We start from the raw sequence: 1,987 nt of genomic DNA on the forward strand, positions 1-1,987 counted from the left end.
AAGGAAGTATAAAAATGAAGTTATATAAAATAGGTTCTTGGTTTTATAAAAACAAAATCCCACTTTTACCAAAGTTATTTAATGCTTTAATTCGTATTTTCCACAATAGTGCTGTTTTTTCAGAGTGCGAAATTGGTAGTAACACTATATTCGCTTATGGTGGAATAGGGGTAGTAATACATAAAAGATCCATTATCGGCAAAAATTGTGTCATAGGATCTAATGTTACTATTGGCGGGAAATCTAAATCGAAAAATGTTCCCATTATTGGTGATAACTGTTTTATAGCTACAGGTGCTAAAATTTTGGGAGAAGTAAAAGTTGGCAATAATTGTGTTGTTGGAGCTAATAGCGTTGTAGTTATAAACGTCCCAGACAATAGTGTAGTTGCTGGTATACCGGGTAGAATAATTAAATCGAACGTTAATCCAAAGGACTACTATTAATGTTTACGAATAAAATATATCAATCAAGCCCTATTTTAGTTCAAAATGTTTTATTAAGTATTAGAGCTCTCATAAGGCAGAAACTACGTGAGAATAAAGAGTGCGCAAAGCTTACTAGTGAACTGATGACTCACGATTTTGATATTAACGCATTAAGTAGTTACCAAACTAAAATGCAAAAAAAAATAATTAATGAAGCGACCCAAAATACTGAGTTTTATAAAACGAATGCAAAAGAAATAAACGATTTTTCTTTTATAGATAAAAAAACTATTAATGAAAATAAAGACCAGTTTTTATCTTCAAAAAGAAATGGACCAATAATTAAAGGTGCAACTAGTGGGACTACAGGCTCTCCCTTGACAATCTTACAGAATATGGAGTCTGTAGTTATTGAGCAAGCATTCGTCAACAGGATGATGGCTTGGGCTGGCTTTAAGGATGGTGATAAAAGAGCATGGATAAGAGGGGATATGATTGTTCCTTTAAATCAAAAAAAAGCGCCATTTTGGCGTTACTCTTATTTTGAAAACATGATTATGCTTTCTTCATTTCATATGAGTCAGCAGCATTTATCTAGTTATATTAAAGCAATGGCTGATTTTGATGCGCAAATAATTCAAGCATACCCATCTTCAATAGTTACACTCGCAAAATACTTAGATACTAATGATTTATATTATCCGGGTGTATTGAAGTCGATAGTTACCTCATCGGAGTCTTTGGCAAAAGAAGATAAAATATTAGTCGAAAAAAGATTTAAATGTACAGTATTTGATTGGTATGGCCTTTTTGAACGTGTTGCGGCTATTGGCAGTTGTGAGTATGGCCGTTATCACATATTAACAGACTATTCCCATGTAGAATTAGTCCCTGCAGGAAAAACTGAAGAAGGTAAGGAAAGAGCAGAAATAATAGGCACTAATTACAATAATTCACTTTACCCATTAATACGCTATAAAACGGGTGATCATGTAATTTTATCGGATAAAACTTCATGTGCTTGTGGAAGAGTATTCCCTATTGTTGAGAGTATAGAAGGTCGGGTTGGCGATTACTTAGTCGCTGAAGATGGTCAAAAGGTACATATACTAAATCATATACCTAAAGGGGTTAATGGTTTATTAGGTACTCAATTCATCCAAAAAGAGTTAATGAAAATAGAAGTTTTAGTCACTTGTAATTCAGATTTTATCGACTCTGAACGCTTAAAGCTAATTACTAATATTAAAGAGCGGTTAGGCCATAAAATGGAAGTCACTATAACTGTAGTTAATGATTTTATTAGAACTAAAAATGGCAAAATGAGACAAGCTATTTGTGAATTTTAAAGGTAGCAATATGAAAATGTTACAGTTATTAAAACATACAGTTATGGAAAAAATTCGGTGCCTTTATTTAATTAAATTTAATTATAGGTACAAAGCAAATGTGCAGCGTTTTAAGCAATCTACGGATAAAAAAGATATTGCTGTAATTAAGTCTGAAATTAAAGCATTGAAAAAGTATTGGGGGTGTTTTCCTTTGCAATATTTCAATCA

The 1,987-nt window shown here is 32.2% G+C and carries 3 protein-coding genes; all 3 read left to right on the forward strand.

Annotated features, from left to right (window positions below; all coding sequences use genetic code 11):
* Positions 1–446 (forward strand): serine O-acetyltransferase (locus CXF76_RS00645; protein ID WP_269801296.1); only part of this gene is annotated, 446 nt, incomplete at its 5' end.
* Positions 446–1,777, forward strand: a complete 1,332-nt coding sequence (locus CXF76_RS00650; protein WP_101162804.1) for a phenylacetate--CoA ligase family protein — start codon at positions 446–448, stop codon at positions 1,775–1,777. The genes CXF76_RS00645 and CXF76_RS00650, both read left to right, overlap by 1 nt.
* Positions 1,778–1,787: 10 nt before the next feature.
* A partial coding sequence (locus CXF76_RS20750) for a hypothetical protein (protein ID WP_232785074.1) occupies positions 1,788–1,987 on the forward strand: 200 nt, incomplete at its 3' end.

It is taken from the genome of Pseudoalteromonas sp. 78C3 (assembly GCF_002836695.1).
In the GTDB taxonomy this organism is placed as follows: Bacteria; Pseudomonadota; Gammaproteobacteria; order Enterobacterales; family Alteromonadaceae; genus Pseudoalteromonas; species Pseudoalteromonas arctica.